The organism is Streptomyces sp. NPDC018026, assembly GCF_044327745.1.
GTDB classification, from domain to species: domain Bacteria; phylum Actinomycetota; class Actinomycetes; order Streptomycetales; family Streptomycetaceae; genus Streptomyces; species Streptomyces rubrogriseus.
Map to the genome: position 1 here is coordinate 1 of NZ_JBIRFY010000001.1, position 26392 is coordinate 26392.

Here is a 26392-nt window from a genome sequence, read left to right on the forward strand (position 1 = left end):
GTTGATAGGCCGGATCTGGAAGCACCGTGAGGTGTGGAGGTGACCGGTACTAATAGGCCGAGGGCTTGTCCTCAGTTGCTCGCGTCCACTGTGTTGGTTCTGAAACCACGAACAATCAGACCGTGTTGGTCACCGGTTGGTTGTCTGTTTCATAGTGTTTCGGTGGTCATAGCGTAGGGGAAACGCCCGGTTACATTTCGAACCCGGAAGCTAAGCCTTACAGCGCCGATGGTACTGCAGGGGGGACCCTGTGGGAGAGTAGGACGCCGCCGAACAATTATTGGAAAAGGGTTGGTCCCGGAACTTCGGTTCCAGGACCAGCTCTTTTTTGCTTTCCGTCACTTCGCGTTCACGTTGCGCCCCGACCATCTGACGTATGGGTACTGCAGCAATGCTGAGGGCCGCCGGCGTGGGCGTCGGTGACGAGGTCGTCGTACCTGCCTTCGGGAACGTGGAAGTCGCCGAAGCCGTGGCACTGGCGGGCGCGTTGCCGGTGTTCGCCGACATAGATCCGGAGACGTACTGCCTGGACGCCTCTCTGGTGGAGGCCGCGGTAACGCCTCGAACCGCGGCCATGGTCGTCGTGCACCGGTTCGGGCGGCCGGCGGACATGGGCTCTCTGCACCGCGTCGGGGAACGCCACGGGCTGCTCGTGCTGGAGTGGGGCGAGTCCGAGGCGCCCTATGACGAGATAGCCCGGCGCAGGCAGCGGGCGGCCTATCTCGACGGGAAGTTGAGGGGCGTGCGGACCCCCGACGGGGGCGACGGGCACACCTATCAGCAGTACGTGGTGCGGGTGCCGGGGAACGGGCGGCCGGACCGTGACGCGTTCGCCCGCGCGCTGCGGGGGAGGGGCATCGAATGCCGGGTGCCGGTGAGGACACCCGTGCACCGCATGCCTGGATTCCGGCGATGTGTGTCGCTGCCGGAGACGGAGCGGGCCGTCGACGAGACGCTCGCGCTGCCGGTCGAGGCCGCTTTGACCAAGCGGGACATGCAGCGGATCGCGTCCGCGTGCAATGCGCTCGGTGGGCTGTTGCAGCCCGCGTACTGAGCGGCAGTCAGTGGTTGGGAGCACCGGCTTGTTCGGGGTATGATCTATTCCGTTGCCGCGAGGGAAACCTCGAAAGCGACAGGCCCCTATAGCTCAGTCGGTAGAGCGTCTCCATGGTAAGGAGAAGGTCAACGGTTCGATTCCGTTTGGGGGCTCCAGCACAAAGGCCCCGCCCATTCGGGCGGGGCCTTTCGCATGCCCTGGTCAGTCCGTGTGGGGCTCCGGGACGCGCATCGCGAGGATCGCCATGTCGTCGGACGGGGCGTCGGAGGCGAAACGCTCCACCGCGCGCATGATGCGGGCGGCCACCGCGCCCGCCGTCAGGCCCGTGCAGGTCGTGAGGACGTCGGCGAGGCCGTCGTCGCCCAGCATGCGGGTGCCCTCGCGGCGTTCGGTGACGCCGTCCGTGACGCAGAGCAGGACGTCGCCCGGATCGAGGGTGACCGTCTGCTCGTACAGCTCCAGGTCCTCGATGACGCCGAGGAGGGGCTGGGGTTCGGCGGCAGGCTCGACCGTGCCGTCCTGGCGCAGGCGGAGCGGGAGCGGATGGCCGGCGCAGACCACCTTCAACTCCGCGCTGCCGTCCTCCTGCGGGCGCATCTCGCCGTACAGCAGGGTGAGGAAGCGGCTGCGGGCGCCCTCGTCGAGGATGGCGGAGTTGAGGCGCTCCAGGACCGCCGGGCCGCTCAGGCCCTCCCGCGCGAGCAGGCGCAGGGCGTGCCGGGCGAGGCCGGTGACCGCGGCCGCGTTGGGCCCCGTACCGCAGACGTCGCCGATGGCGAAGCCGTACGCGTCGTCGCTGATGGGGAAGAGGTCGTAGAAGTCGCCGCCGACCTCGTTGCCCTCGCCGGCCGCGCGGTAGATGACCTCGACCTCGACGCCGTCGATGACGGGCAGCTCCGGGGGCAGGAGGCTGCGCTGGAGGGACTGGCTGATGGCCGTGCGCTCGGAGTACAGCCGGGCGTTGTCCAGGGCCAGGGCGGCGCGGCGGGACAGGTCCTCGGCGAGTTCGAGGATCTCCTGGCGGAAGTGGTCGTCGGTGGGCTTGCCGAGGGTGAGCATGCCGATGACGCGGTTGCGGGCGACCAGGGGCAGGACGACGGTCTCGCCGCCGACGGCGGAGGCGGTGGCGAGGGTCGGGCCGATGCCGGTGCTCAGCTGCGGGGTCGGGCCGCCGCTGAGGCCGAGGTCGCGCATGGAGGTGCGCAGCGCCGCCTGGTGGGCCATCTCGGCGGGGGCCGTCCACACGCGGGCGCCCGGGGTGGGTACCGGGTCGGGCGGGGCGATCTTCGACAGCAGGGACTTGATGCCGTCGATGAGTTCCTCGTCCTCGTGCAGGACGTAGGAGAGGTACGGGTCCGAGGCCTGGTCGGCGATCGTGTAGACCGCGCACCAGGTGGCCAGGGTCGGGACCGTCATCTGGGCCATCAGGGCCAGCGTCTGATCGCGGTCCAGGGTGCCGGCGAGCAGGTCGGAGGCCTCGACGAGGAAGCTGAGGGAGCCGCGGCGCAGCCGCTCCAGCTCGCCCAGGCGCGCCGACTCGACGGCCAGCGCGATGCGGTCGGCCGCGAACTGGAGGCGCAGCGCCTCCTCGTTGGAGTACCGGCCGGCGGCCTCGGCGGCGACGCCGAGCGAGCCGGTGAGGCGGCCCTCGACCTTGAGCGGGACGGTGACGACCGAGCGCATGCCCGTGCTGTTGAGCAGCGGGACCGCGCCGGGGACGGCCTCCAGGTCGTCGTGGACGGCGGGCATGCGCGCCGAGCCGTAGCGGCCGGGCCCGGCCTCGACGGGGACGCGGGCGAAACGCTGGCGGGCGGAGGGCAGGCCGGTGGAGGCGCGGACCTCCAACTCCGTTTCGTCGTCGGTCGCCAGGAGCAGGAAGGCGGCGTCGGCGTCGAGCATGTCGCGGGCGCGTTCGACGGTGCGCTGGAGGAGTCCGTCGAGGTCGTCCGGGGCGGGGGAGCCGATGAACACCTCGAAGGGGTCCGCGCTCTGCCCCTCGGCGGACGGGGAGTCGGCGGACGGCACCCGCAACGGGGTCTGCAGCACCGCGCGTTCGTGGTCGCGGACGAGGAGGCAGACCGTGGAGGGCTCGCCGTCGGCGTCGCGGACGCGCAGGTGGGAGGCGTAGACCGGGGTCACCCGGCCGTTGGCGCCGCGCATGCCGTAGCTGCCCTCCCAGCGGGAGAGCTGGAGGGCCTCGGCGATGCCGGTGCTGGTGCCGGGGGTGTGCGGCCAGGCGGCGAGGTCGGTGAGCGGCTTGCCGGTGACCTGGTCGGGGGAGTAGCCGAAGAGGTCCTCGGCGTCCTCGTTCCACGAGGTGACGGCGCCGGAGCGGTCGATCTGGACGACGGCGACGCGGACCCGGCCGTCGGCGAGCGGCAGCAGGGCGGCCGGGAGGGAGGGGCCGGCGGCGCGGGTGCCGACCGGACGCTCGGGCAGGTGGAGGTGGAACCAGACGTTCTTCAGGGTGGGCGAGTACTCCACGCCCCAGCGGTCGGCCAGGGCCGCGCACAGCTGCAGGCCGCGGCCGCCCTCGCGGTCGAGGCTGCCCATGGTGGCGGGGGAGCCCTGCAGGGGGACCTCGCGCTCCGGGTAGTGGTCGGCGACCTCGATCCGTACCCCGTCGTCGCTGCGCAGGCACACGACGTCGGCGGTCGTGCCGGCGTGGACCACGGCATTGGTCACCAGTTCGCTGGTGAGCACCACGGCGTCGTCGACGATGTCCGCATGGCCCCAGCCCTGGAGCGTGTCGCGGACGAAGGACCGGGCACTCGCCACGGATCGTCCGACGGGCTCGAAGCTGGCGGCCGCGCGCGCGGTGATCACAGAACTCCTCGACCCTCTCTCCCCGTGCACGGCCTCATGGCCGACCGGCTCGTGCCGCTGCTGCGGCAGCCCACCCGTCGGCCCGGGATCCGGGGGCTGCTCCCCCGGGATCAGTCCGGTGGTCATTCCGGCCGCCCCTCCGATGCCCGCTCGACTCCGTGCCACCGCCCAGACCGGACGGGACCGGTTCGGCTGGACAGCCGTATGCAAGGTTACTTACCTTCGCCGTCCATCCGAATGCCGGTCTGCAGTGTTTCCGCCCAGAGGGTGTGCGGACGATGTGCGAAGCTGCCGAACTGTTATGGCCTGGTTCGGCCGGGGTGAAACACTGGGCAAGCTGCTTATGAAGGTCCGGGCAGGTGAATGCGCGCCGAGTCGGGTGGGCAGCAGCCCTGGAAGCGGTCCGGCGCGCCGGACCGGATCACCCGGCAGTGCGGGAAGTACCGGCAGTACGGGAAGTAAGCGGCAGGAACCGGTCCGCCGAGCGTGGGCGGCCGGGCACAGCGGTATCGGTCGACCCCTGCGGGAGGGACACAGTGGAGTCTGGCGCAGCGACGCGGACCACGAAGACGCGCGCGAAAGGCGGACAGTCCCTGAGTAACCAGGGCAAATCGCGGGGTGGCGGCGCACGGAGCGGCAGTACGACGGTGGACACCGCCGCGCTCAACCGGCTGCTCGCGGCGCTGGTGTCCATGCGCGAGGGGAACTTCCGCAGGCGGCTCACGGTGTCCGGCGACGGCGTGATGTCGGAGATCGCGGCGGTCTTCAACGAGGTGGCCGACCGCAATCTGCACCTCACGGGTGAGCTGGCGCGGGTGCGGCGCGTGGTCGGGCGTGAGGGAAAACTCACGGAGCGGCTGGAGACCGGCGCCTGCGAGGGGTCCTGGGCGGCCGCGATCGACCACTCGAACGCGCTGGTGGACGACCTCGTACGGCCCGTCTCCGAGGTCAGCCGGGTGCTGTCGGCGGTCGCGGACGGCGATCTGTCGCCGCGCATGGAGCTGCGCACGCAGAACGACGAGGGCACCGGGCAGCCGCTGCGCGGTGAGTTCCTGAAGGTCGGCCGGACCGTGAACAACCTGGTCGACCAGTTGTCGACGTTCACGGACGAGGTCACGCGGGTGGCCAGCGAGGTCGGCACCGAGGGCAAGCTGGGCGGTCAGGCCCGGGTGCGCGGAATGTCCGGGTCGTGGAAGGACCTGACGGACTCCGTCAACACGATGGCGTACCGGCTCACCGCGCAGGTGCGGGACATCGCGCTGGTCACGACGGCGGTGGCCAAGGGTGACCTGTCCCGGAAGGTCACGGTGCACGTGGCCGGCGAGATGCTGGAGCTGAAGAACACCGTCAACACGATGGTGGACCAGCTCTCCGCGTTCTCGTCCGAGGTGACGCGCGTCGCCCGCGAGGTGGGCACCGAGGGCGCCCTGGGCGGGCAGGCGCAGGTGCCGGGCGTGGCCGGGGTGTGGAAGGAGCTGACCGACTCCGTCAACACCATGGCCGGGAACCTGACGGCCCAGGTGCGGGAGATCTCCCACGTGACGACGGCGGTCGCCAACGGAGACCTGTCGAAGAAGGTGACGGTGCCGGCCCGCGGCGAGGTCGCGCAGCTCGCCGAGACGATCAACCAGATGACCGAGACGCTGCGGATCTTCGCGGACGAGGTCACGCGCGTGGCGAACGAGACCGGTGGCGAGGGCCAGCTCGGCGGGCAGGCGAACGTGCCGGGCGCGGCCGGTATCTGGAAGGACCTGACGGACTCCGTCAACACCGTCTTCCGGAACCTGACCACGCAGGTGCGGGACATCGCCGCCGTGACGACGGCCGTGGCCAGCGGCGACCTGTCGCAGAAGGTCACGGTGGACGTGGCCGGCGAGATGCTGGAGCTGAAGAACACCGTCAACACGATGGTGGACCAGCTGTCCGCGTTCGGTGCCGAGGTCACGCGGGTGGCCCGTGAGGTCGGTGTCGAGGGCGAGCTGGGCGGGCAGGCGCAGGTGCCGGGGGCGGCGGGGACGTGGAAGGACCTGACGGACTCCGTCAACACCGCGTTCCGCAACCTCACCGGTCAGGTGCGGAACATCGCCCAGGTGACGACGGCGGTGGCCAACGGCGACCTGTCGCAGAAGGTCACCGTGGACGTCTCCGGCGAGATGCTCCAGCTGAAGAACACCGTGAACACGATGGTGGACCAGCTCTCCAGCTTCGCCGACCAGGTGACGCGGATGGCCCGGGACGTGGGTACGGAGGGGCGCCTGGGCGGCCAGGCCCGGGTCGACGGCGTGTCGGGGACCTGGAAGGAGCTGACGGACTCCGTCAACTCCATGGCCGGCAATCTGACCTCCCAGGTGCGCAACATCGCGCAGGTGACGACGGCTGTGGCGCGCGGCGACCTGTCCCAGAAGATCGACGTCGACGCGCGCGGCGAGATCCTGGAGCTGAAGAACACCATCAACACGATGGTCGACCAGCTCTCCAGCTTCGCCGAGCAGGTCACCCGGGTCGCCCGTGAGGTGGGCACGGAGGGCCGCCTCGGCGGTCAGGCGCAGGTGCCCGGGGTGGCCGGTGTGTGGCGGGACCTGACCGACTCGGTGAACGGCATGGCCGGCAATCTCACCGCTCAGGTCCGCAACATCGCGCAGGTCGCGACGGCGGTGGCCCGCGGTGACCTGTCCCAGAAGATCACCGTGGACGCGCGCGGGGAGATCCTGGAGCTGAAGAACACGCTGAACACGATGGTGGACCAGCTGTCGTCGTTCGCCCAGGAGGTCACGCGCGTCGCGCGCGAGGTGGGCACCGAGGGCATCCTCGGCGGCCAGGCGGAGGTGCAGGGCGTCTCCGGCACCTGGAAGGACCTCACGCAGTCCGTGAACGGCATGGCCAACAACCTGACCATGCAGGTGCGCAACATCGCCGAGGTGACCACCGCGGTCGCCAAGGGCGACCTGTCGAAGAAGATCACCGTCGACGCCAAGGGCGAGATCCTCGAACTGGTCACCACCGTCAACACGATGGTGGACCAGCTGTCGTCCTTCGCCGAGCAGGTCACGCGGGTGGCCCGCGAGGTGGGCACGGAGGGCATCCTCGGTGGTCAGGCGAGCGTGCCCGGCGTCGTGGGCATCTGGAAGGACCTCAACGACAACGTCAACCTGATGGCCAAGAACCTCACGGTCCAGGTGCGGAACATCTCCCAGGTGGCCGCGGCCGTCGCCAACGGCGACCTGACGCGGACGGTGACGATCGAGGCGCGCGGCGAGGTCGCGCAGCTCGCCGACACCTTCAACACCATGGTGCGCACGCTGCGGTCCTTCGCCGACCAGGTGACCAAGGTGGCCCGCGAGGTGGGCACCGACGGCATCCTGGGCGGCCAGGCACAGGTGCCGGGCGTGTCGGGGACGTGGAAGGACCTCACCGAGTCGGTGAACCAGATGGCGTCGAATCTGACCGGTCAGGTGCGCAACATCGCGATGGTCACCACGGCGATCGCCAAGGGCGACCTGACCAAGAAGATCGACATCGACGCGCGCGGCGAGATCCTGGAGCTGAAGACGACCATCAACACGATGGTCGACCAGCTGTCGTCCTTCGCCGAGGAGGTCACCCGGGTCGCCCGTGAGGTGGGCACGGAGGGGCAGCTCGGCGGCCAGGCACGCGTACGCGACGTCGACGGCACCTGGCGCGACCTGACGGAGTCCGTGAACGAGATGGCCGGGAATCTGACCCGGCAGGTGCGGGCCATCGCGCGCGTGGCGACCGCGGTGACCCGGGGCGACCTGAACCTGAAGATCGACGTGGACGCCTCCGGAGAGATCTCCGAGCTGCAGGACTACATCAACAAGATGATCGCCAACCTGCGCGACACCACGATCGCCAACAAGGAGCAGGACTGGCTCAAGGGCAATCTGGCCCGGATCTCCGGCCTGATGCAGGGCCGCCGCGATCTCCAGGACGTGGCGTCGCTGATCATGAGCGAGCTGACGCCGGTGGTCTCCGCGCAGCACGGGGCGTTCTTCCTCGCGATGCCGCTGGTCGACGGGCAGGAGCAGGCGGGCGCCGAGGGCGAGGCGTACGAGCTGCGCATGCTCGGGTCGTACGGCTACTCGATGGGGTCCATGCCCACCTCGTTCCGGCCGGGCGAGGCGCTGGTCGGCACGGCCGCCCAGGAGAAGCGCACGATCCTCGTGGAGAACGCGCCGAGCGGTTACCTGAAGATCTCCTCCGGGCTCGGCGAGGCGCCGCCCGCGCAGGTGATCGTGCTGCCGGTGCTGTTCGAGGGTCAGGTACTCGGCGTCATCGAGCTGGCGTCGTTCACGCCGTTCACGCACATCCAGAAGGACTTCCTGAACCAGATCGCCGAGATGATCGCGACCAGCGTCAACACCATCTCCGTGAACACCAAGACGGAGGTGCTGCTGAGCCAGTCGCAGGAGCTGACCGAGCAACTGCGGGAGCGGTCGGAGGAGTTGGAGCAGCGGCAGAAGGCGCTCCAGTCGTCCAACGCCGAACTGGAGGAGAAGGCCGAGCTGCTGGCGCAGCAGAACCGCGACATCGAGGTGAAGAACACCGAGATCGAGGAGGCGCGGCAGGTCCTGGAGGAGCGTGCCGAGCAGCTCGCGGTCTCCATGCGGTACAAGAGCGAGTTCCTGGCCAACATGTCGCACGAGCTGCGCACACCGCTCAACTCGCTGCTGATTCTGGCCAAGTTGCTCGCGGACAACGCCGACGCGAACCTGACCCCGAAGCAGGTCGAGTTCGCGGAGACGATCCACGGCGCGGGTTCCGACCTGCTCCAGCTCATCAACGACATCCTCGACCTGTCGAAGGTCGACGCCGGGAAGATGGACGTCTCCCCGACCCGCATCGCGCTCGTCCAGCTCGTGGACTACGTGGAGGCGACCTTCCGGCCGCTGAGCGCGGAGAAGGGCCTGGACCTGTCGGTGCGGGTGTCGCCGGGGCTGCCCGCCACCATGCACACCGACGAGCAGCGGCTGCTCCAGGTGCTGCGCAACCTGCTGTCCAACGCGGTGAAGTTCACCGACTCGGGCTCCGTCGAGCTGGTCATCCGGCCGGCCCGGGACGAGGTTCCGAAGGGCATCAGGGAGCAGTTGCTGGAGGCCGGTTCGATGAACGACCCGGACGCAGAGCTGATCGCGTTCTCCGTGAGCGACACGGGCATCGGGATCGCGGCCAGCAAGATGCAGGTGATCTTCGAGGCGTTCAAGCAGGCCGATGGCACCACGAGTCGCAAGTACGGCGGTACGGGCCTCGGGCTGTCCATCTCGCGGGAGATCGCGCAGCTGCTCGGCGGTGAGATCCACGCGCAGAGCGAGCCGGGCCGCGGGTCGACCTTCACGCTCTACCTGCCGCTGCACCCGAGCGAGCTGCCCCCGCACGGATACCAGCAGCCGCTGCCGTCCGTGGAGGCGGGTGAGCTGCCGGCGGCCTCGGGCGCGGTGGCCGAGCTGCCGGGTGCCGAGGTCGAGACGCCGGCCGAGGTGAAGTCGTACCAGGACGCGCAGAACGGCGCGGCCGCGCTGTTCCGGCGCCGTCGCAAGCCGGCCGCGGACACCGGTGACCGGCTCGAGGCGCAGGAGCGGCAGCCGGGCGCCGGGCAGGAGGCGGCACCGCAGGCGCACCGGGGGATCCGGTTCGGCGGGCAGAAGGTGCTGATCGTCGACGACGACATCCGCAACGTCTTCGCCCTCACCAGCGTGCTGGAGCAGCACGGCCTGTCCGTGCTGTACGCCGAGAACGGGCGTGAGGGCATCGAGGTGCTGGAGCAGCACGAGGACGTGGCGGTCGTCCTGATGGACATCATGATGCCCGAGATGGACGGATACGCGACGACCACGGCGATCCGCAGGATGCCCCAGTTCGCCGGGCTGCCGATCATCGCGCTGACCGCGAAGGCGATGAAGGGCGACCGGGAGAAGGCGATCGAGTCGGGCGCCTCCGACTACGTGACCAAGCCGGTCGACCCCGACCACCTGCTGACGGTGATGCAGCAGTGGATGCGCGAGGAGTGACGAGGAGTGAGCCCCGGGCGAGCCCGGGGGAGCCGGTGGCGGCGGGGCCGGGTGGCGGTGGCGGGGCCGGGCGGGAAGTGACCGGTCCGTCCGGCCCCCGGGCCCGTAGTACGTTCGGGCAGCGTCCTGCCGTACGTACGGGCACCTTCCGTGCGGCTCGCTCGGGCGGTGTGCGAACGTGGGGTGTGTGTAAACGGCGGGAACCTTCGGGGGCCACGCGAAGTCGCTGACCCAGCGTGCCCGAAGCCGTGTAGAAGTACGGGTTTCGGGGAACCTTCTGGTCTCCCGCCGCGTTTCTGCTACGAGCACAGTGACATCACGGTGACAGGGTGTGGCGACAGGCGGGGTGCGGCTACGATGACCGGCACAAGGACGGGCGGCGCAAGGGAGCCGTCCCCCGGGGCGGCACCCGCCGGTGCCGTGCCAAGTCCTGTGGACAGGGGAGGCCCCACGCCGGGGCGAGGAGGGCGGGCCATGGTGCAGAAGGCCAAGATCCTCCTGGTCGATGACCGGCCGGAGAATCTGCTTGCGCTGGAGGCGATCCTCTCGGCGCTCGATCAGACGCTGGTGCGGGCATCGTCCGGGGAGGAAGCGCTCAAAGCACTGCTCACGGACGACTTCGCGGTCATTCTGCTGGACGTCCAGATGCCGGGCATGGACGGATTCGAGACCGCCGCGCACATCAAGCGCCGGGAGCGGACCCGGGACATCCCGATCATCTTCCTCACGGCGATCAACCACGGGCCCCACCACACCTTCCGCGGGTACGCGGCAGGCGCGGTGGACTACATCTCCAAGCCGTTCGACCCCTGGGTGCTGCGCGCCAAGGTCTCGGTCTTCGTCGAGCTGTACATGAAGAACTGCCAGCTGCGTGAGCAGGCGGCTCTGCTGCGCCTCCAGTTGGAGGGCAACGACAAGGCCGCGGTCGGCGAGGCCAAGGAGCCGGCGGGGCTGCTCGCCGAGCTGTCGGCGCGGCTGGCGGCCGTGGAGGAGCAGGCGGAGGCGCTGTCCAAGCAGCTCGGCGACGAGTCGACGGACGCGGCCGCGGTGGCGACGGCCGCCCACCTGGAGCGCAAGCTCACCGGGCTGCGGCGGGCGCTGGATGCCTTGGAGCCGGGCTCGTCCGGCGGTCAGGCCGCCGTCAACTGACGCCGGGAACGCCCCTGCTGCCCGCGAGGCTCGTCGTGGCGGCCCGCGCGGCCGTCCGTGAGAGGGCCTGCGAGAGGGCCGGTGAGAGGGCCCGTGAGGGCTTGTCAGGGGCTGTACCGGAAGCGTCAGTTCCGCCCCCATGGAGGGGCGACACGAACGGGTGAAGCGGTAGGCACACGTGTCGACCGCCGTCTCCCCCGGTAACCTCACACCCATGGCCTCACGTCCCTCCGCAGCCAAGAAGCAGCCCGCGAAGAAGGCGGCCGCTCCCGCGAAGGGTCCGGCCAAAAAGGCCGCCGCGAAGAAGGCACCCGCGAAAAAGGCGCCCGCCAAGAAGGCCGCGGCGAAGAAGCCCGCGCCCAAACCGGCTCCGAACCCCACCGGCGGCGTCTACCGGCTGGTGCGCGCGCTCTGGCTGGGCCTCGCGCACGGAGTGGGCGCCGGCTTCCGCGGCATAGGGCAGGGCGCCAAGAACCTCGACCCGGCCCACCGCAAGGACGGCGTCGCGCTGCTGCTGCTCGGCATGTCGCTGATCGTCGCAGCGGGCACCTGGGCCGACCTCAAGGGCCCCGTCGGCGACCTCGTCGAGATCCTCGTGACCGGCGCCTTCGGCCGGCTCGACCTGCTCGTGCCGATCCTGCTCGGCGCCATCGCCGTACGTTTCATCCGGCACCCCGAGAAGCCCGAGGCCAACGGGCGGATCGTGATCGGCCTGTCCGCGCTCGTCATCGGCGTGCTCGGCCAGGTGCACATCGCCTGCGGCTCGCCGGCCCGCAGCGAGGGCATGCAGGCCATAAGGGACGCCGGCGGCCTCATCGGCTGGGGCGCGGCCACCCCGCTGTCGTACACGATGACCGACGTGCTGGCCGTGCCGCTGCTCGTGCTGCTCACCGTCTTCGGGCTGCTCGTCGTCACGGCCACCCCGGTCAACGCCATTCCGCAGCGGCTGCGGCAGCTCGGGGTGCGACTCGGCGTGGTCCACGCCCCGGAGACGGACGAGTTCACGGACGACGACGAGCGCTACGACGAGCAGTGGCGCGAGGCGCTGCCCGCCCGGTCCCGCAAGCGCGCCCAGCCGGCCGCCGCCGAGCCGTACGACCCCGACGCGGCCGAGCAGGAGGCGCTCAGCCGGCGCCGCGGCAGGCCCCGGCGGTCCGCCGTGCCGCAGCCCGAGCTGAACCGTCCGATGGACGCCGTGGACGTCGCCGCCGCGGCGGCCGCCGCGCTCGACGGCGCCGTACTGCACGGGATGCCGCCCTCCCCGCTGGTCGCCGACCTCACCCAGGGGGTGAGCCCCGGGGACCGCGAGTCCACGACCCCGACGCCCACGCCGGTGCCGGCCGCGCGGCCGCAGCCGGGGAAGCTCAAGAAGGACGCCACGAAGGCGGCCGGACGGGAACCGGCGGGCGGTGCGGTCCCCGACCTGACGAAGACGCCGCTGCCCAAGGAGCGGGACCTGCCGCCGCGCGCCGAGCAGCTCCAGCTCTCCGGCGACATCACCTACTCCCTGCCGTCCCTCGACGCCCTCACGCGCGGCGGCCCCGGCAAGGCGCGCAGTGCCGCCAACGACGCCATAGTCGCCTCGCTGACCACCGTCTTCACCGAGTTCAAGGTCGACGCCGCCGTCACCGGATTCACCCGCGGCCCGACGGTCACGCGCTACGAGGTCGAGCTGGGCCCCGCCGTGAAGGTCGAGCGGATCACCGCGCTGACCAAGAACATCGCCTACGCCGTCGCCAGCCCCGACGTGCGGATCATCAGCCCGATCCCCGGCAAGTCCGCGGTCGGCATCGAGATCCCCAACACCGACCGGGAGATGGTCAACCTCGGCGACGTGCTGCGCCTCGCGGAGTCCGCCGAGGACGACGACCCGATGCTGGTCGCCTTCGGCAAGGACGTCGAGGGCGGCTACGTCATGCACTCGCTGGCGAAGATGCCGCACATGCTGGTCGCCGGTGCCACCGGCTCCGGCAAGTCGTCCTGCATCAACTGCCTGATCACCTCGATCATGATGCGGGCGACCCCGGAGGACGTCCGGATGATCCTGGTCGACCCCAAGCGCGTCGAGCTGACCGCGTACGAGGGCATCCCGCACCTGATCACGCCGATCATCACCAACCCGAAACGGGCCGCCGAGGCGCTCCAGTGGGTCGTGCGCGAGATGGACCTGCGCTACGACGACCTCGCCGCCTACGGCTACCGGCACATCGACGACTTCAACCGCGCGGTGCGCGAGGGCAAGGTCAAGCCGCCCGAGGGCAGCGAGCGGGAGCTCCAGCCGTACCCGTACCTGCTGGTGATCGTGGACGAGCTGGCCGACCTGATGATGGTCGCCCCGCGCGACGTCGAGGACGCGATCGTCAGGATCACGCAGCTCGCGCGCGCGGCCGGCATCCACCTGGTGCTCGCCACCCAGCGGCCCTCCGTGGACGTCGTCACCGGCCTGATCAAGGCCAACGTGCCCTCCAGGCTCGCCTTCGCCACCTCCTCGCTCGCCGACTCCCGGGTCATCCTCGACCAGCCCGGCGCCGAGAAGCTGATCGGCAAGGGCGACGGCCTCTTCCTGCCGATGGGCGCGAACAAGCCGACCCGCATGCAGGGCGCGTTCGTGACCGAGGAGGAGGTCGCGACCGTCGTCCAGCACTGCAAGGACCAGATGGCGCCGGTCTTCCGGGACGACGTCACCGTCGGGACCAAGCAGAAGAAGGAGATCGACGAGGACATCGGCGACGACCTCGACCTGCTGTGCCAGGCGGCCGAGCTGGTCGTCTCCACCCAGTTCGGGTCCACCTCGATGCTCCAGCGCAAGCTGCGAGTCGGCTTCGCGAAGGCCGGCCGCCTGATGGACCTGATGGAGTCGCGGAGCATCGTCGGACCGAGCGAGGGTTCGAAGGCTCGTGACGTTCTTGTGAAGCCTGATGAGCTGGACGGCGTGCTCGCGGTGATCCGGGGGGAGTCTGAAGGGTAGGGGCGGGTAGGAGAAGGGTTCCGCCGACGATCCGCCGATGTTCCACCGACGGAGGGGCGCGACGGCCGGGCGGCCGATCGTGACTCACCCGTTAGGGATCATTGAGCAACCGTTTCCCCAGGCCCTACGTCAAGTTGAGGGAAGTGACAAACAGGTAGTACACCATCGGGGTGCCGGGCCATTCCGATGGCGTAAAGGTCGTACCGCCCGCTTGCCCCACCCGTTTGCACCCCCCCTAGACTGAACGCCCAGCACAGGCGGCCAAACGCTCGAAAGGCGCCCCCGTGTCCAACGGCAACTCCCCTGAAGACGAGCGTCCGATCGAAGACGTGTCCCAGGACGCCCCTGACGACGTTTCCGAGGAAGCCCGCCCCTCCGTCGGCCACGCCCTGAAGCAGGCCCGGATCGCCGCCGGGCTGACCGTCGACGACATCACCACCGCCACCCGGGTCCGCATCGCCATCGTGCACGCCATCGAGGCGGACGACTTCGCGCCCTGCGGCGGCGACGTCTACGCGCGCGGGCACATCCGCACCCTGGCCAAGGCCGTCGGGCTCGACCCGGCCGAGCTGCTCGCGCGGTTCGACGCCGAGCACGGCGGACGCCCGGCGCCGACCCCCGCCGCGCCCCTGTTCGAGGCGGAGCGCATCCGTCCCGAGCGGCGCGGACCCAACTGGACCGCCGCCATGGTCGCCGCGATCGTCGCGGTGATCGGTTTCGTGGGCTTCACGTTCGTCAAGGGCGGCGACGACGGCGGCAACGAGGCGAGCGTCGCCGAGGGCGCCCAGCCCTCGTCCGGCGAGTCCGCCTCGTCGAGCGCCAAGCCCAAGAAGCCCGCCGACCCCAAGCCCGAACCGAGCGACAGCGCCATCGCCGCCGCGCCCGCGGACAAGGTGACCGTCAAGGTCAGCGCCACCGAGGGCCGCAGCTGGATCTCCGCCCAGGACCACAACGGCCGGCTGCTCTTCGACGGCCTGCTCAAGCAGGGCGACTCCAAGACGTTCCAGGACAACGAGAAGGTCAAGCTCGTCCTCGGCGACGCCGGAGCCATCCAGCTCTACGTCAACGGCAAGAAGATCGAGGACGACTTCCAGCCCGGCGCCGTCGAGCGCCTGACGTACACGAAGGGCGACCCGCAGGTCGGATAGGGGACGCGGGGGACGAGTCCACACGGGGTTGGCCAGGATCGGCCAACCCCATCGACGTGGGCTGTCGGCGGGACGAAGTAGTCTTGAGCCCATGCCTGAAAGCCGTACCGTCGCACTCGTCACCCTTGGCTGCGCCCGTAACGAGGTGGACTCGGAGGAGCTCGCAGGCCGTCTGGAGGCGGACGGCTGGAAGCTCGTCGACGACGCCGAGGAAGCGGACGTCGCCGTCGTGAACACGTGCGGCTTTGTCGAGGCCGCCAAGAAGGACTCCGTGGACGCCCTCCTGGAGGCCAACGACCTCAAGGGCCACGGAAGAACGCAGGCCGTCGTGGCGGTGGGCTGCATGGCCGAGCGGTACGGCAAGGAGCTGGCCGACGCCCTCCCGGAGGCCGACGGCGTCCTCGGCTTCGACGACTACGCCGACATCTCCGACCGCCTGCAGACCATCCTGAACGGCGGCATCCACGCCGCCCACACCCCGCGCGACCGGCGCAAGCTGCTGCCGATCAGCCCCGCCGAGCGGCAGGAGGCCGGTGCCTCGGTCGCCCTGCCGGGACACGGCCCGACCGACCTCCCCGAAGGTGTCGCGCCCGCCTCGGGGCCCCGCGCGCCGCTGCGCCGCCGGCTGGACGGCTCCCCGGTCGCCTCGGTGAAGCTGGCCTCGGGCTGCGACCGGCGCTGCTCCTTCTGCGCCATCCCGTCCTTCCGCGGCTCCTTCATCTCGCGCCGACCCAGCGACGTGCTGAACGAGACACGGTGGCTGGCCGAGCAGGGCGTCAAGGAGATCATGCTGGTCTCCGAGAACAACACCTCCTACGGCAAGGACCTCGGCGACATCCGGCTCCTGGAGTCGCTCCTGCCGAACCTCGCCGAGGTCGACGGCATCGAGCGGGTGCGGGTCAGCTACCTCCAGCCGGCCGAGATGCGCCCCGGCCTGATCGACGTGCTCACCTCCACCGAGAAGGTCGTGCCCTACTTCGACCTCTCCTTCCAGCACTCCGCGCCGAACGTGCTGCGCGCGATGCGCCGCTTCGGCGACACCGACCGCTTCCTGGAGCTCCTCGACACCATCCGGAGCAAGGCCCCCGAGGCGGGCGTGCGTTCCAACTTCATCGTCGGCTTCCCCGGCGAGTCCGAGGCGGACCTCGCCGAGCTGGAGCGGTTCCTGAACCACGCCCGCCTCGACGCCATCGGCGTCTTCGGATACTCCGACGAGGAGGGCACCGAGGCGGCGACCTACGGCGACAAGCTGGACGAGGACGTCGTCGCCGAGCGGCTGGCACGCGTCTCCCGGCTGGCTGAGGAGCTGGTCTCGCAGCGGGCCGACGAGCGCGTCGGGGCGACCGTGCGGGTACTCGTCGAGTCCGTGGACCCGGCCGACGAGGGGGACGGCATCCGCGGCCGCGCGGAGCACCAGGCGCCCGAGACGGACGGCCAGGTGCTGCTCACGGGCAGCGAAGGCCTGAGCGTCGGTCGTATGGTCGACGCGAAGGTGGTCGGTACGGAGGGTGTCGACCTGGTGGCCGAACCGCTGCTGGGCTCGTCCGAGTGGAGTGAGGAGGCCGGCAGATGACCGGAGTCCCGGCGTCCGCGGCGGGCGGCTCCTCCAGTGCGCGCCGGACCGGCCCGCGCGGCGCCTCGGGCGCGGCACCGGAACCGGCCGGGCGCACGACTTCGGGGGGCGCCGTGGAACGGGACGCGGGAGAGCGGCGGGGCGCCACCGAGGGCGGCGCCGGTGCGCGCGGTGGCAAGATCACGGCGGCCGCCGTCAACCAGGCGAGCGTCTGGAACGTCGCCAATCTGCTGACGATGCTCCGGCTGCTCCTGGTGCCGGCCTTCGTCGCGCTCATGCTCGGCAACGGCGGGTACGACCCGGCCTGGCGCTCCTTCGCCTGGGCCGCCTTCGCCGTCGCCATGATCACCGACCTCTTCGACGGGCACCTGGCGCGCACCTACAACCTCGTCACCGACTTCGGGAAGATCGCCGACCCCATCGCCGACAAGGCGATCATGGGTGCGGCGCTCATCTGCCTGTCCGCGCTCGGCGACCTGCCGTGGTGGGTGACGGCCGTCATCCTCGGCCGGGAACTCGGGATCACCGTCCTGCGTTTCGTGGTCATCCGGTACGGCGTCATCCCCGCGAGCCGGGGCGGCAAGCTCAAGACGCTCACCCAGGGCATCGCCGTCGGCATGTACGTCCTGGCGCTGACGGGGCCGCTGGCCACCCTGAGGTTCTGGGTGATGGCGGCGGCGGTCGTCCTGACCGTCGCGACCGGCCTGGACTATGTGAAGCAGGCCATTGTGCTGCGCCGCCGGGGAATCGCCGAACGCAGGGCGGCGTTGAAGGACGCGTCGAAGGAGTCGGAAGTTTGAGTTCCACGGCCGCCGACGTGGTGCGACTACTCACGGTCAGGGGCGAGACCCTCGCGGTCGCCGAGTCACTGACGGGTGGAATGGTCGCCGCCGCGCTCACGGCGGTCCCCGGGGCGTCCAAGGCCTTCCGGGGCTCCGTCACCGCGTACGCGACGGAGCTGAAGCGGGAACTGCTCGGTGTCGACGGCGAGCTGCTCGCGGCACGCGGAGCGGTGGATCCGCAGGTCGCCGCCCGGATGGCGGCAGGCGTACGCACCGCGTTGGGTGCCGACTGGGGCATCGCGACGACGGGCGTCGCGGGTCCGGACCCGCAGGACGGGCAGCCCGTGGGGACGGTTTTCGTGGCCGTGGACGGGCCCTTCGGGGCCGAGCAGGGTTGCGCCGATGGCGGAAAAGTGGAGGCGCTGCGGTTGAACGGCGACCGCGCGGAAATTCGTATGGAGAGTGTACGGAGCGTACTCGCACTTCTTTTGAGGGAGCTTGCGAGCGAACAGACCGGGAATGAGCGGGCACAGGATACGGAACGGAACGGGGGGTTTTGATGTTTGCAGCCCTGAGTGAACACGACATCGCTCCCCGCACGGCCGCGGCGCGAGGCGGTACGGTGGGGCGTGAAGGATGCGGTTACACGGTCCGAGGAGGGAGCCACCGATGATTCTGCTCCGTCGCCTGCTGGGTGACGTGCTGCGTCGGCAGCGCCAACGCCAGGGCCGTACTCTGCGCGAAGTCTCCTCGTCCGCCCGAGTCTCACTCGGCTATCTCTCCGAGGTGGAGCGGGGGCAGAAGGAGGCTTCTTCCGAGCTGCTCTCCGCCATCTGCGACGCGCTGGACGTACGGATGTCCGAGCTCATGCGTGAAGTGAGCGACGAACTGGCCCTTGCCGAGCTGGCCCGGTCCGCCGCGGCCACGCCCAGCGAGACCGTACCGGCACCGGTGCGCCCGATGCTGGGTTCCGTGTCGGTGACCGGTGTGCCACCGGAACGGGTGACCATCAAGGCGCCCGCCGAGGCAGTGGACGTCGTCGCCGCCTGAGCGCCCGAGAACGTGTGCGTGTGAGGCCCCGGCCAGGGGTCGCTCCGGAGATCCGGAGCGACGAGGCCGGGGCTTTCGCATGCCCGGGGGTGTCCGGCGGGCGGGCGTGAGGCCCTCGGCGGTGCCGCCGCCGGTTTGCCGGTCCGTGAGGGGGCGGTCATCGTGGAGGGAGATGGCCGGGGGGCGAACCGACGGAGGCGTGGATGTACGTCGTGAAGAGCCCGTTGTCCGACGCGGACCTGAAGACCGTCTCCGAGGCGTTGCAGGGCGCCCTCGTCGACCTGGTCGACCTGTCCCTGGTGGCCAAGCAGATCCACTGGAACGTGGTCGGCCCGCGCTTCCGCTCGGTACACCTCCAGCTCGACGAACTCGTCGGCACCGCCCGCACGCACTCGGACACCGTGGCGGAGCGTGCCTCGGCGCTCGGCGTCTCCCCGGACGGGCGGGCCGCGACGGTCGCCGTCGGCAGCGGCATCGACGTGACCCCCGAGGGCTGGGTCGACGACACCACCGCCGTACAGACCGTCGTGGACGCGCTGGGCGCCGTGATCGGGCGGATGCGTGAGCGGATCGCGGCGAGCGGTGAGCCCGATCCCGTGAGCCAGGACATCTTCATCCAGATCACGGCCGACCTCGAGAAGCAGCACTGGATGTTCCAGGCCGAAAACGGATGACGCGGGATGGTCTCGGCGCGGACGGCTCGCCGGGCGGCCGCGCTGGGCCTCGGCGTGCTGTGGTGGTGGGCCGTGCTGCGCCTGGCGCTGGAGCCCGACGCCGGGGTGCTCGAAGGGGCGGTCGCGGTCGGCGGCTGGGGGCTGAGCGTGCTGCCGGTGCACTGTGTGCCACGGGGCCGGGCCGCGGGGGCGCTGGGAGCCGGCCGGTGGCGACGGGCGCTGCGCGGGGCGCGTACGCGGGGAGTGGCCACGACCCGCCCGGACGGGCGCTGACCTTTACGGCGGGGCGCCGGAGGAGTAACGTACAACCAAATGGTTGTAGATAGAGCCGCTGAGACGGTCGAAGAGGCGGAAGCGGGTACGGACCGCCTGTTCCAGGCCCTGGCCGACCTGACCCGCCGGGACATCCTGCGCCGCTGCGTGCGGGACGACCTGTCGGTGTCACGGCTGGCCGAGGCCTATCCGATGAGCTTCGCCGCGGTGCAGAAGCACGTCGCGGTACTGGAACGGGCCGGTCTGGTGGTCAAGGAGCGCCGCGGACGGGAGCAGCTCGTGCGGACCGATCCCGACGCCCTGGGCCGGGCCCGCCGTGCCCTGGACGAACTGGAGGCCGCCTGGCGCGGACGGGTGGAGCGGATGTCCGGTCTGCTCGCCGAGGCGCCGGAGGCCGGATCCGAAGCGCAGTAGACCGACGGAAGGACAGAGCCAATGAGTGTCACCAGCCTGGACAAGGATCTCGACAACCTGACCCTCACCCTGGTCGCCGACTTCGCCGCTCCGGTGGAGCGGGTGTGGCAGCTGTGGTCCGATCCCCGGCAGCTGGAGCGCTGGTGGGGACCGCCGACCTACCCGGCGACGGTGGAGGAGTACGACCTGACCCCGGGCGGGGACGTCACGTACTTCATGACCGGCCCGGAGGGCGAGAAGTTCCGCGGCTGGTGGCGGGTGGCCACGGTCGACGCCCCCAGGTCGCTGGAGTTCACCGACGGATTCGCCGACGCGGACGGGGTGCCGGACGCCGCGATGCCGACGGCGGCGAACCGGGTGACGCTCACCGAGCGCGACGGCGGCACCCGCATGGAGATGCGGGCGGTCTTCGACACCCGGGAGCAGATGGAGCAGATCATGACGATGGGCACGGCGGAGGGCCTGCGCGAGGCGGCCGGCCAGATGGACGCCCTCCTCGCCGCCTAGGCCCGTCCGTCCCGCGGCTGTCCGTCCCGCGGCCTTCCCGGCGGCTCACTCAGCGCCGTGTCCGGGCACCCGTGCGGCTGCCCGGACGCGGCGCGGGCCCCGCCTGGCAGGTCGGGCACCAGTACGTGGGGCGCTCACGGGAGCCGTCGCCCTGGTCGGCCACCCGGACCGACGTGCCGCAGCGCAGGCAGGGGCGGGGCGCCCGGCCGTACACGAACAGGTCCTGGCCGCGCAGGCCCGTGGTGCGGCGGACCGGGCGGTCGCGGTTGGCCTCCAGGAGCCTCCTGGCGAGCGTGGGCAGCCGCGCGGCCCGGTCGGCGGGCAGCTCGCCCACCGGCAGCCAGGGCGTGACGCCGAGCAGGAAGCACAGCTCGCTCTTGTAGACGTTGCCGATGCCGGCGAGATTGCGCTGGTCGAGCAGGGCCTCGCCGAGCGCGCGGGACGGGTCCGCGCGCAGATTGTCCAGGGCCCGCTCCGGATCCCAGTCCGGGCCCAGCAGGTCGGGGCCCAGATGGCCGACGGCGCGCTGCTCGTCGGCGGTGCGCAGGATGTCCAGCACCGGGAGGCGGTAGCCGACGGCCGTGCGGTCGGCGGTGCCGAGGATCACCCTGATCTGGTGCGCCGGGCCGCCGCTCCAGCGCTGACCGGGCGTGAACACCTTCCAGGAGCCGTCCATCCGCAGGTGCGAGTGGACCGTCAGTCCGCCCTCGACACGGGTCAGCAGATGCTTGCCGCGCGGGGTGACGTCCAGCACGGCGCGGCCGGTGAGGTCGACCGTGGCGTACCGGGGGACACGGAAGTCGCTGCGCGTCAGCACCCGGCCCGCGAGGGCGTCGTGCAGCCGTCGCGCCGCCTGCCAGACCGTGTCTCCTTCGGGCATGGCTCAAGGGTGACAGGGTCACGCCCTGATGCGCAGACCGCGCGGGTTGGCGATGAACCCCGCCCCCTCCAGGAGCGGGCCGAACGGGGACGTCAGGGCCGCCGTGCCGTTGACCCGCTCCACGGTGACCGTGCCGAGGGAACCGGCGCGTGCCGCCTCCGCGAGGGCTTCGGCGGCGGCTCGCAGCCGTGGGTCCTCGGTGGGCAGCCGGTCGGGGTCGGAGGGCCACAGCAGCAGGGTCTTGCCGCCGCGCTCCATGTAGAGCGCCGGTTCGCCCTCGACGAGCACCACCAGGGAGCCCGCCTTGCGACCGGGCTTGTGCGTGGCACCGGCCGGCGGTTCGGGCCAGCCCAGGGCCGCACCGTACGCGTTCGCCGGGTCGGCGGCGGCCAGCACCACGGCCCGCGGACCGACGGAGGTGCCGTCGCGACGGCCGGGGAAACCGGTGTCGTACCCGCCGCGCGGGCCCTCGGAACGGCCGTGCGCACCGCCCCCGCGCGGACCGCCGGCGCCCGGCTCGGCGTAGTCGCGAGGCGAGATGTAGTCGCCCCGGGAGGGTGAACGGCCCAGACGGTCGGGGTCGGCGAAGACGTCGTCGAAGGGGCGGCCGGCCCCGATGCCGCCGGAGGCGTCCTGGGGGTCGAAGGGAGCGAAGGGGTCGAGGGGACCTCCGAGGGAGGAGTCGTCGGCGGGGCCGGGGGAGCCGACGGTCCCGCGGCGGTTCGCGGAGCCGTCGCGCGGGAAGTCCGCCGGCCCGGCCGGGCCGCCGGCACCCCGCTCGCGTGCGTTCGCCACCGCGCGCAACCGGTCCACGGCGCCCTCCATGGCGAACTGTGCCGCCCCGAGCCCCTCCACCACGTAACCGCGCCGGGCCTGACCGCTCTCCTCGAACGCGGCCAGGATCCGGTACACCGCCGAGAAGCCGCCCTCGACGCCCTCCGCGGCGACGGCGCCGCGGGTCACCACGCCGTGCCGGTCGAGAAGCGTGCGGGCCAGGGCATGGGCCCGCACGGTGCCGTCGGCCTCGCGGTCGGGCAGCAGCGACCAGCGGCCCGCGACCGTCGGCGGGCCGGTGCGGGACGCCGGGCGGGCGGCGGCCGTGAGCGAGCCGTACCGGCCGCGGGGTACCGCACGCTTGGCACGGTGGGCCGTGGAACCCGCGGTGCGGCCGGAGCCAAGCAGGGAGCGCAGGGGCGCCAGCGTGTCGTTGGTCAGCCGCCCGGACCAGGCCAGGTCCCACAGGGCGTCGGCCAGCTGCGGGTCGGTGGCCTCCGGGTGGGTGGTGGCGCGGACCTGGTCGGCGATCTGGCGGAAGAACAGGCCGTACCCGCCCGAGAGCGCGCTCAGGACGGACTCGTGCAGGGCGGTCGTCTCCAGGGGGTGCGGGGGCGGCAGGAGCAGCGGGGCCGCGTCCGCGAGGTAGAGGGAGACCCAGCCGTCCTTGCCGGGCAGCGATCCCGCCCCGGCCCACACCACCTCACCGGCGGCCGTCAGCTCGTCCAGCATCGCGGGGCTGTAGTGCGCCACGCGTGAGGGCAGGACCAGCTTCTCCAGGGCGGAGGCGGGCACGGAGGCGCCCTGCAACTGCTCGACGGCGCGGACCAGCCCGTCGATGCCGCGCAGTGTGTGCCCCTTGCCGATGTGCTGCCACTGGGGGAGGAACTGGCCGAGCGCGGCCGGTGCCACCGGCTCCAGCTCGTGCCGGAGCGCGGCCAGGGAACGGCGGCGCAGCCTGCGCAGGACGGTCGCGTCGCACCACTCCTGGCCGATCCCGGCCGGATGGAACTCGCCCTGCACCACCCGCCCCGACCCCGCGAGCCGCTGGAGGGCGCCCTCGGTGACCGCGACGCCCAGACCGAAGCGGGCCGCCGCGGTGACCGACGTGAAGGGGCCGTGGGTGCGGGCATGACGGGCGAGGAGGTCGCCGAGCGGGTCCTTGACCGGCTCGGTGAAGGCCTCCGGCACCCCGACGGGCAGCGCCGTGCCCAGCGCGTCCCGCAGTCGGCCCGCGTCCTCGATCGCCGCCCAGTGGTCGGCGCCGGCGATCCGCACCCTGATCGCGCGGCGGGCCGCGGCCAGCTCGGGCGCCCACTGCGGCTCGGCGCCCCGCTCGGCCAGCTCCGCGTCCGTCAACGGGCCGAGCACCCGCAGCAGGTCGGCGACGCCCTCGGGATCCTTGACGCGGCGGTCCTCGGTGAGCCACTGCAGCTCGCGCTCCAGCTCGGTGAGCACCTCCGCGTCGAGCAGCTCGCGCAGCTCCGCCTGGCCGAGCAGCTCCGCCAGCAGCCGTGAGTCCAGGGACAGCGCGGCGGCCCGGCGCTCGGCGAGCGGCGAGTCGCCCTCGTACAGGAACTGGGCGACGTAGCCGAAGAGCAGGGAACGGGCGAACGGGGACGGCTCCGGGGTGGTGACCTCGACCAGGCGGACCTTGCGGGCCTCCACGTCGCCCATCAGCTCGACCAGGCCGGGGACGTCGAAGACGTCCTGGAGGCACTCGCGGACCGCCTCCAGGACGATCGGGAACGAGCCGTACTCGCTGGCCACCTCCAGCAGCTGTGCGGCGCGCTGGCGCTGCTGCCACAGCGGGGTGCGCCTGCCGGGGCTGCGGCGCGGCAGCAGCAGCGCGCGGGCGGCGCACTCGCGGAAGCGGGACGCGAACAGGGCCGATCCGCCCACCTGGTCGGTGACGACCCGGTCGACCTCGCCCTTGTCGAAGACGACGTCGGCCGCGCCGACGGGCGCCTTCTCCGCGTCGTACTCGAGGCCCGGCTTCGCGGGGTCCTGGTCGAGGAAGTCCAGTCCCATCAGGTCGGCGTCCGGCAGGCGCAGCACGATGCCGTCGTCGGCGTGCATGACCTGGGCGTCCATGCCGTAGCGCTCGGACAGGCGGGCACCCAGGGCGAGGGCCCAGGGCGCGTGGACCTGGGCGCCGAAGGGGGAGTGGACCACCACCCGCCAGTCGCCCAGCTCGTCCCGGAAGCGCTCGACGACGATGGTGCGGTCGTCGGGGACGTGGCCGCAGGCCTCGCGCTGCTCGTCGAGGTACGACAGCACGTTGTCCGCGGCCCAGGCGTCCAGACCCGCGGTGACCAGACGCAGCCGGGCGTCCTCCTTGGACAGGGAGCCGACCTCGCGCAGGAACGCGCCCAGCGCGCGGCCCAGCTCCAGGGGGCGGCCCAGCTGGTCGCCCTTCCAGAACGGCAGCCTGCCCGGTACGCCCGGTGCCGGGGAGACCAGGACCCGGTCGCGGGTGATGTCCTCGATGCGCCAGGAGCTGGTGCCGAGCGTGAAGACGTCGCCCACGCGGGACTCGTACACCATCTCCTCGTCCAGCTCGCCGACGCGGCCGCCGCCCTTCTTCGGGTCGGCACCGGCCAGGAACACCCCGAAGAGCCCGCGGTCGGGAATCGTGCCCCCGGACGTCACGGCGAGCCGCTGCGCCCCCGGGCGGCCGGTGACCGTGCCGGCCACCCGGTCCCACACCACGCGCGGGCGCAGCTCGGCGAAGGCGTCGGACGGGTACCGGCCCGCGAGCATGTCCAGGACGGCGGTGAAGGCCGACTCCGGGAGAGAGGCGAACGGGGCGGCGCGGCGGACGGTGGCGAGGAGGTCGTCGACCTGCCAGGTGTCCAGCGCGGTCATCGCCACCAGTTGCTGGGCCAGCACGTCCAGCGGGTTGGCGGGGATGCGCAGCGCCTCGATGGCGCCGCTGCGCATCCGCTCGGTGACCACGGCGGACTGCACCAGGTCGCCGCGGTACTTGGGGAAGACCACACCCGTGGAGACCGCGCCGACCTGGTGGCCCGCGCGCCCCACGCGCTGCAGGCCGGAGGCGACGGAGGGCGGCGACTCGACCTGGACCACCAGGTCGACGGCGCCCATGTCGATGCCCAGCTCCAGGCTGGAGGTCGCGACCACGGCGGGCAGCCGCCCCGCCTTGAGGTCCTCCTCGACCAGGGCCCGCTGCTCCTTGGAGACCGAGCCGTGGTGGGCGCGGGCGATCACGGGCGGGGCGCCCTGGGCGGCACCCGAGCCGCCCATCAGCTCGGCCGGTGAGTGGTGCTCGTCCAGGGGCTCGCCGGTGGCCCTCTCGTACGCGATCTCGTTGAGCCGGTTGCACAGGCGCTCGGCCAGCCGTCGGGAGTTGGCGAAGACGATCGTGGAGCGGTGCGACTGGACCAGGTCGGTGATCCGCTCCTCGACGTGCGGCCAGATCGACGGGCGCTCCGCCCCCTCGTTGCCCTCCGCGACCGGGGAGCCGCCCAGCTCGCCGAGGTCCTCGACGGGGACGACGACGGACAGGTCGAACTCCTTGCCCGACTCCGGCTGGACGATCTCGACCCGGCCGCGCGGGGCGAGGAACCGGGCGACCTCGTCCACCGGGCGGACCGTCGCCGACAGGCCGATGCGGCGGGCCGGCTTCGGCAGCAGCTCGTCCAGCCGCTCCAGGGTGAGCGCGAGATGGGCGCCGCGCTTGGTGCCCGCGACCGCGTGCACCTCGTCCAGGATCACCGTCTCGATGCCGGTCAGCGCGTCGCGCGTGGCCGACGTCAGCATCAGGAAGAGGGACTCCGGGGTGGTGATCAGGATGTCCGGCGGCCGGGTGGACAGGGCGCGGCGCTCGGCGGCCGGGGTGTCGCCCGAGCGGATGCCGACCTTGACCTCCGGCTCGGGCAGGCCGAGGCGCACGGACTCCTGGCGGATGCCGGTCAGCGGGCTGCGGAGATTGCGCTCGACGTCGACGGCCAGGGCCTTCAGCGGGGAGACGTACAGGACGCGGCAGCGCTTCTTGGGGTCGGCGGGCGGGGGAGTCGAGGTCAGCTGGTCCAGCGCGGCGAGGAAGGCGGCCAGCGTCTTGCCGGAACCGGTGGGGGCGACCACCAGGACGTCCGAGCCCTGCGAGATGGCCTGCCACGCGCCCGCCTGTGCGGAGGTGGGCGCGGAGAAGGCCCCCGCGAACCAGCCGCGGGTCGCGGGCGAGAAGCCGTCCAGGGCTCGGTGTGCGGAGCTGACCATGGCTCCATCGTGCACCCGACCACTGACAATCGGCCCGGGCCGCGGACTC

At 71.7% G+C, this 26392-nt stretch carries 16 protein-coding genes, 1 tRNA gene and 1 rRNA gene; 15 read left to right on the top strand and 3 right to left on the bottom strand.

Annotation, left to right across the window (positions count from 1 at the left end; translation table 11 throughout):
* Window positions 1-158 precede the first annotated feature (158 nt).
* From rrf to ACH4D3_RS00015, 3 genes are all read left to right on the top strand, one after another.
* Window positions 159-275 (top strand): 5S ribosomal RNA (gene rrf / locus ACH4D3_RS00005).
* Window positions 276-391: 116 nt separating this feature from the next.
* The gene (locus ACH4D3_RS00010; RefSeq protein ID WP_398316590.1) at window positions 392-1054 is read left to right on the top strand and encodes a DegT/DnrJ/EryC1/StrS family aminotransferase; all 663 of its coding nucleotides are present in this window, start codon (window positions 392-394) and stop codon (window positions 1052-1054) included.
* Window positions 1055-1136: 82 nt separating this feature from the next.
* Window positions 1137-1212: transfer RNA gene (locus ACH4D3_RS00015), tRNA-Thr, on the top strand.
* 46 nt (window positions 1213-1258) lie between these two features.
* Here ACH4D3_RS00015 and ACH4D3_RS00020 read toward each other — a convergent pair.
* Complete coding sequence (locus tag ACH4D3_RS00020) at window positions 1259-4009, bottom strand: SpoIIE family protein phosphatase (protein ID WP_398314689.1); 2751 nt, start codon at window positions 4007-4009, stop codon at window positions 1259-1261.
* A 410-nt stretch (window positions 4010-4419) separates the two neighbouring features.
* Here ACH4D3_RS00020 and ACH4D3_RS00025 point away from each other — a divergent pair, with 410 nt between their 5' ends.
* The 12 genes from ACH4D3_RS00025 (at window position 4420) to ACH4D3_RS00080 (ending at window position 20447) form a co-directional block, all read left to right on the top strand.
* Window positions 4420-9909, top strand: coding sequence for a HAMP domain-containing protein (locus ACH4D3_RS00025; RefSeq protein ID WP_398314691.1), 5490 nt, complete (start codon window positions 4420-4422; stop codon window positions 9907-9909).
* Between the two features lie 474 nt (window positions 9910-10383).
* Window positions 10384-11058, top strand: coding sequence for a two-component system response regulator (locus ACH4D3_RS00030; RefSeq protein ID WP_003973275.1), 675 nt, complete (start codon window positions 10384-10386; stop codon window positions 11056-11058).
* 214 nt (window positions 11059-11272) lie between these two features.
* Window positions 11273-14026, top strand: coding sequence for a DNA translocase FtsK (locus ACH4D3_RS00035; RefSeq protein ID WP_398314694.1), 2754 nt, complete (start codon window positions 11273-11275; stop codon window positions 14024-14026).
* 284 nt (window positions 14027-14310) lie between these two features.
* A complete protein-coding gene (locus tag ACH4D3_RS00040) occupies window positions 14311-15174 on the top strand; it encodes a helix-turn-helix domain-containing protein (RefSeq protein ID WP_398314696.1) in 864 nt (287 codons plus the stop codon).
* 91 nt (window positions 15175-15265) lie between these two features.
* Complete coding sequence (rimO, locus tag ACH4D3_RS00045; RefSeq protein WP_398314698.1) at window positions 15266-16747, top strand: 30S ribosomal protein S12 methylthiotransferase RimO; 1482 nt, start codon at window positions 15266-15268, stop codon at window positions 16745-16747.
* Window positions 16744-17547 carry a CDP-diacylglycerol--glycerol-3-phosphate 3-phosphatidyltransferase gene (gene pgsA, locus ACH4D3_RS00050; RefSeq protein WP_398314700.1) on the top strand — a complete coding sequence of 268 codons (804 nt, stop codon included), beginning with the start codon at window positions 16744-16746 and terminating at the stop codon, window positions 17545-17547. The genes rimO and pgsA overlap by 4 nt, the downstream gene beginning before the upstream one ends.
* Window positions 17544-18089, top strand: a complete 546-nt coding sequence (locus tag ACH4D3_RS00055; RefSeq protein ID WP_030184294.1) for a CinA family protein — start codon at window positions 17544-17546, stop codon at window positions 18087-18089. The genes pgsA and ACH4D3_RS00055 overlap by 4 nt, the downstream gene beginning before the upstream one ends.
* A 109-nt stretch (window positions 18090-18198) precedes the next feature.
* Complete coding sequence (locus ACH4D3_RS00060; RefSeq protein WP_003973269.1) at window positions 18199-18579, top strand: helix-turn-helix domain-containing protein; 381 nt, start codon at window positions 18199-18201, stop codon at window positions 18577-18579.
* Window positions 18580-18782: 203 nt separating this feature from the next.
* Entirely contained in the window at window positions 18783-19253 is a 471-nt protein-coding gene (locus ACH4D3_RS00065; protein ID WP_398314702.1) for a Dps family protein, read from the top strand.
* 6 nt (window positions 19254-19259) lie between these two features.
* Window positions 19260-19526: a hypothetical protein gene (locus tag ACH4D3_RS00070; protein ID WP_398314704.1), complete on the top strand. Its 267-nt coding sequence runs from the start codon at window positions 19260-19262 to the stop codon at window positions 19524-19526.
* A gap of 39 nt (window positions 19527-19565) precedes the next feature.
* Entirely contained in the window at window positions 19566-19940 is a 375-nt protein-coding gene (locus ACH4D3_RS00075) for an ArsR/SmtB family transcription factor (protein WP_398314706.1), read from the top strand.
* Between the two features lie 21 nt (window positions 19941-19961).
* The gene (locus ACH4D3_RS00080) at window positions 19962-20447 is read left to right on the top strand and encodes an SRPBCC domain-containing protein (RefSeq protein WP_398314708.1); all 486 of its coding nucleotides are present in this window, start codon (window positions 19962-19964) and stop codon (window positions 20445-20447) included.
* 49 nt (window positions 20448-20496) lie between these two features.
* On the opposite strand, the gene ACH4D3_RS00085 is transcribed toward ACH4D3_RS00080, so the two are convergent.
* Together ACH4D3_RS00085 and ACH4D3_RS00090 are read right to left on the bottom strand one after the other, a co-directional pair.
* Entirely contained in the window at window positions 20497-21327 is an 831-nt protein-coding gene (locus tag ACH4D3_RS00085; RefSeq protein ID WP_398314710.1) for an Fpg/Nei family DNA glycosylase, read from the bottom strand.
* An 18-nt stretch (window positions 21328-21345) separates the two neighbouring features.
* Window positions 21346-26343, bottom strand: coding sequence for an ATP-dependent helicase (locus ACH4D3_RS00090; protein ID WP_398314712.1), 4998 nt, complete (start codon window positions 26341-26343; stop codon window positions 21346-21348).
* Window positions 26344-26392 lie beyond the last annotated feature (49 nt).